We start from the raw sequence: 4945 nt of genomic DNA, 5'->3' as shown, positions 1-4945 counted from the left end.
GGTGTCGAATGTGACGGGTCGGGTGGCGGAGGCGGGTTTGTTGACCGATCCGGGGTATTGGGTGCGGCAGGTGCGCTGCCCGGTCCGGTTCGCCGACGGTGTCGCCGCCGCTCGCGAGGCGGGCGCGGGCGTCTTCCTGGAGCTGGGGCCGGGGGGAGCGCTGTCGGCGATGGCCGAAGAGGTCGTCGCGGACATCCCCGGCGAGCCCGGATCGGCGACCGGGGCGCTGTGCGTCCCCCTGCTGCGCCGCGACCGCGACGAGGCCACCACCGCGTTGACCGCGCTGGCCCGGGCGCACGTGCGCGGGGTCGACATCGACTGGGAGAACGCCCACCCGCCGGTGTCGTCGCCCCCCGTGGACCTGCCCACCTACGCCTTCCAGCACCGGCGTTACTGGCCCGACACCGCACCTCCCGCGGCCGATGCCGCCGGGCTCGGCCTCGACACCGCGGCGCACCCGCTGCTCGGCGCGGTGACCGTGCTCCCCGACACCGGAGGGGTGCTGCTCACCGGGCTCTTGTCCGCGACCGCCCCGGCATGGCTGGCCGATCACCGGCTGCTGGGCACCGCCGTCGTCCCCGGGACCGCTCTCCTGGAACTGGTGGCGCGCGCCGGTGACGAAGCAGGCTGCGACCTCGTCGAAGAACTCGTCAACGAGGTCCCGCTGACCCTCCCCGGCGCCGCCGGCGTGCGGGTGCGGGTCACGGCCGGTGCCCCCGACCCAGCCGGACGACGAACCGCGGCGGTGTACTCCCGGGCCGAGGACGCCCCCGCGGGTACGGGCTGGACTCGGCACGCCACGGCGGCCCTCGGTGTTTCCGGCGCGGGCCTGTCCGCGGCCGCCGCACCCACCGACCTCGCGGTCTGGCCGCCGCGCGACGCCGTCGAGCTGGACGTCGGCGACTTCTATCCCGGGCTCGCGGAGGCCGGCCACGACTACGGCCCGGCGTTTCGCGGCCTGCGCGCCGCTTGGCGCCGCGGCGGGGACGTCTTCGTCGAGGCGGAGCTCGCCGAGGCGCAGTCCGGGGACGCCGCCGCCTTCGGGCTGCACCCCGCCCTGCTCGACGCCGTGCTCCAGGCCATCACGCTCACCGGTATCGAGGAGCGTGTCGACGGCCACGTCCGCGTGCCGTTCGCCTGGCGCGACGTCCGCCTCCACGCTTCGGGCGCGTCCGCGCTTCGGGCGCGGCTCACGGCCGACGGAGCCGGCGGCGTCGTCGTGCACGCCGCGGATTCCACCGGGGCACCGGTGGTCTCGGTGGGGTCGCTGACATCGCGGCCGATCCCGGCGGCGCGGCTCGACCCCGGCCGCGGCGCCCGATCGGGGGCACTGCTCCGCGTCGAATGGACCGGGCGTCCTTCGCCGGCCCCGTGCCACGGCGGCCCCGCACCCGCACTGCTGGACGCGCGCCACCTCGACGGCACCACCGCCGAGGAGGTGCGTGCCGCCGCCACCGATGTCCTCGGCCGGTTGCGCCGCCGCCTCGACGCCCCCGGCTCCGGCGCCCGGACCCTGGTGGTGCTGACCCGGGGAGCGGTCTCGGCCGCACCGGACGCGACCGCTGAGCCCGTCGATCCCGTGGGCGCGGCGGTGTGGGGGCTCGTCCGCTCGGCGCAGGAGGAATACCCCGACCGCATCCTGCTCGCCGACATCGACGGCGACCCGCACGACGCCGTGCCGCTGGTGCTCGCATCCGGCGAACCCCAGGTGGCGGTCCGCGGGGGCCGGGCGCTCGTTCCCCGGCTGGCTCGCGCCCCGGAACCGGCCGCACACGGCTCCGAGGCCGTCTGCTCCGCGCCCGACCCCGACGGGACCGTGCTGGTCACCGGCGGCACCGGATCGCTGGGCGCGGTGGTGGCGCGGCACATGGCCGCGCGGTACGGGGTGCGCCACCTGATCCTCGCCGGACGCCGCGGCCCGGACGCCCCGGGCGCCGCCGACCTTGTCGCCGATCTCGCGCGCTTGGGCGCGTCGGCCCGCGCGGTGCGCTGCGATGTCGCCGACCGCGACGCGCTCCGGCGGCTGCTCGCCGAGATCCCCCGCGAGCATCCGCTGACCGGGGTCGTGCACCTCGCGGGGGTGCTCGACGACGGCCTGCTCCCGGCCCAGACCCCCGAACGGTTGGCGTCGGTCTTCCGCCCCAAAGCCGACGCGGCGCTGCACCTGGACGAATGCACCCGCGACACCGACCTCCGCCTGTTCGTGCTCTTCTCCTCGCTGGCCGGGACCCTGGGCAGCGCCGGTCAGGCCACCTACGCGGCGGCCAACGCCTACCTCGACGGCATCGCCCAGCGGCGCCGCGCCGCGGGGCTGCCCGCCGTGTCCGTGGCCTGGGGCCGCTGGCGGCAGGAAGGCGGCATGACCGCCGCCGTTGCCGCCGGCCGGTCCGTCGTCGTCGACGGCGGCGCGCTTCCGGGTTTCACCCCTGAGGAGGGAACCGCCCTGCTCGACGCCGCACTGCGGGGCGACGCCCCCGTCGCCGTCGCGATCGAGGCGGAACCGGCGGCCCTCGCCGCGACCGCCGACGGACGGGTGCCGCCCCTGCTGCGGGGCCTCGTCCGCCCGGCCCGCCCGGCCTCGGGTACCGCCGCCACCGGCACCGCGGCGGAGCCACCACTGTCGGCGCGGTTCGCCGCCATGACCGAGACCGACCGGCGCCGTGCGCTGATCGACCTCGTCAAGGAGCACGCCGCGGCCGTGCTCGGCGCCGCGCCCGAAGCGATCGGTGCCGAGCGCGCCTTCACCGACCAGGGCTTCGACTCGCTCACCTCGGTGGAGCTCCGCAACCGGCTGGTCAGGGCGACGGGGGTCCGGCTGCCCGCCGCGGTCGTGTTCAACTGCCCGACCCCCGCGGCCCTGGCGGCGCGCATCGCCACCGAACTCCCGGCCGCCCCACTGCCGGGCGGCTCGGCGCCGCCGCCCGATCGCGAGGACGAGGTGCGCCGGGTGCTGGCACGGGTGCCGTTCGAGCGCTTCCGCGAGGCCGGGGTGCTCGACGCGCTGCTCGGCCTGGCCGGCGGGGACGGTGCCGCCCCGGCCGCCGATCCTGCCGCCGAAGAGCCGCTGGCGCACATGGACGCCGACGAGCTGGTCCGCCGCGCCCTCGGCGACCTCGGTACCTGACCGGCCGCGACCGGATCACGACCACACCACCACGGCGAACTGAGAACGGGGGGCGGATCCGCGCCGGTGCCCGACAACGGCGTGGCTCCCCGGCCTCTCCTCCGCGGCATCCGAACCGAACCCGAACATGGAGCGTACCCATGGCGACCTCTCACGAGCAGCTCGTCGAAGCCCTGCGCGCGTCGCTCATCGAGAACGAGCGGCTGCGCCGGGCACAGGAGGAGCCTGCCGCGCGCGCCGACGAGCCGATCGCGATCGTGGCCATGGGGTGCCGGTTCCCGGGCGGCGTCGCCTCGCCGGAGGACCTGTGGCGGCTGGTCGCCGACGGCGTCGACGCGATCTCAGGATTCCCCGTCGACCGCGAGTGGGACCTGGACACCCTGTTCCATCCCGACCCCGATCATGCGGGCACCTCGTATGTGCGCGAGGCCGGGTTCCTCCACGACATGGCCGGGTTCGACGCCGGCTTCTTCGGGATCTCCCCGCGCGAGGCGGTCGCCATGGACCCCCAGCAGCGGCTGCTCCTGGAGGTGGCCTGGGAGGCGTTCGAGCGCGCCGGGATCGACCCGTCGACGGTGCACGGTCGCGACATCGGCGTGTACGGCGGCGTGATCAGCAACGACTACGGCACCCGGCTGCACCCCGTCCCCGGCGACTTCGAGGGCTACGTGGGCACCGGTAGCTCGGGCAGCGCGGCCATCGGGCGCGTGGCCTACACGCTGGGATTGGAGGGTCCGGCGATCACGGTGGACACCGCGTGTTCGTCGTCCCTCGTCGCTCTGCACCTGGCGGCTCAGGCGCTGCGGCGGGGCGAGTGCTCCATGGCGCTGGCCGGCGGGGTCACCGTCATGGCCACCCCCGCGACCTTCCTGGAGTTCTCCCGGCAGCGCGCGCTCGCGCCGGACGGCCGCTCCAAGGCGTTTTCGGCGTCGGCCGATGGCACGGGGTGGGGTGAGGGGGTGGGTTTGGTGCTGTTGGAGCGGGTGTCGGATGCGCGGCGGAACGGTCACCCGGTCTTGGCGGTGGTGCGGGGGTCGGCGGTGAACCAGGACGGTGCCTCCAACGGGCTGACCGCGCCGAGTGGGCCGTCGCAGGAGCGGGTGATCCGCGCCGCGCTGGCCGATGCCGGATTGGAGCCCGCTGACGTCGACGCGGTGGAGGCGCATGGCACCGGCACCCGGCTGGGCGACCCGATCGAGGCCGAGGCGCTGATGGCGACCTATGGCGGCGGGCGTCCCGCCGACCGTCCGCTATGGCTGGGGTCGCTGAAGTCCAATATCGGGCACGCGCAGGGTGCGGCGGGGATCGGCGGGGTCATCAAGACCGTGATGGCCGTGCGCAACGCCCGGCTCCCGCGCACGCTGCACGTCGACGCACCGTCGCCGCACGTCGATTGGTCATCGGGCGGGGTGCGGCTGTTGACCGAGCCCCGGGCATGGCCGGAGACCGGCCGGCCCCGCCGCGCCGCGGTCTCGGCGTTCGGTGCCAGTGGCACCAACGCCCATGTCGTCCTGGAGCAGGCCCCGCCCGAGGAGGCGGGCCCGTCCGCCGCGGAGGTCGGGGAGGGAACGGACGGCCTCCCCCTTTCCGGTGTGGTTCCGGTGGTGGTGTCGGGTGTGGGGGTGGAGGGTGTGCGGGCGCAGGCGGCGCGGGTGGGGGCGTGGCTGGGTTCGGCGGGTGCTTCCGGTTTGGCTGATGCCGCGTTGTCGTTGGTGGTGTCGCGTGCGGTGTTGCGGGATCGGGCGGTGGTGGTGGCGGGTGATCGGGGTGAGGCGGTGGCGGGGTTGCGTGCCGTCGCCGATGGCGTGTCGGCGCCGGGTG

Annotated in this window: 2 protein-coding genes; both read left to right on the top strand. The window is 75.9% G+C overall.

Annotated elements, in window-relative coordinates; translation table 11 throughout:
* Window positions 1-40: 40 nt before the first annotated feature.
* Window positions 41-3124, top strand: a complete 3084-nt coding sequence (locus ACFO4E_RS29925) for a type I polyketide synthase (RefSeq protein WP_378580652.1) — start codon at window positions 41-43, stop codon at window positions 3122-3124.
* A gap of 140 nt (window positions 3125-3264) precedes the next feature.
* Window positions 3265-4945, top strand: a 1681-nt coding sequence (locus ACFO4E_RS29920; RefSeq protein ID WP_378580649.1) for a type I polyketide synthase, incomplete at its 3' end; no start/stop codon positions are given.

The organism is Nocardiopsis mangrovi, from assembly GCF_042653925.1.
Classification (GTDB): Bacteria; Actinomycetota; Actinomycetes; order Streptosporangiales; family Streptosporangiaceae; genus Nocardiopsis_B; species Nocardiopsis_B mangrovi.
Note: the sequence above shows the minus strand (reverse complement) of the source record. Positions and strands in the feature narration are given on the sequence as shown.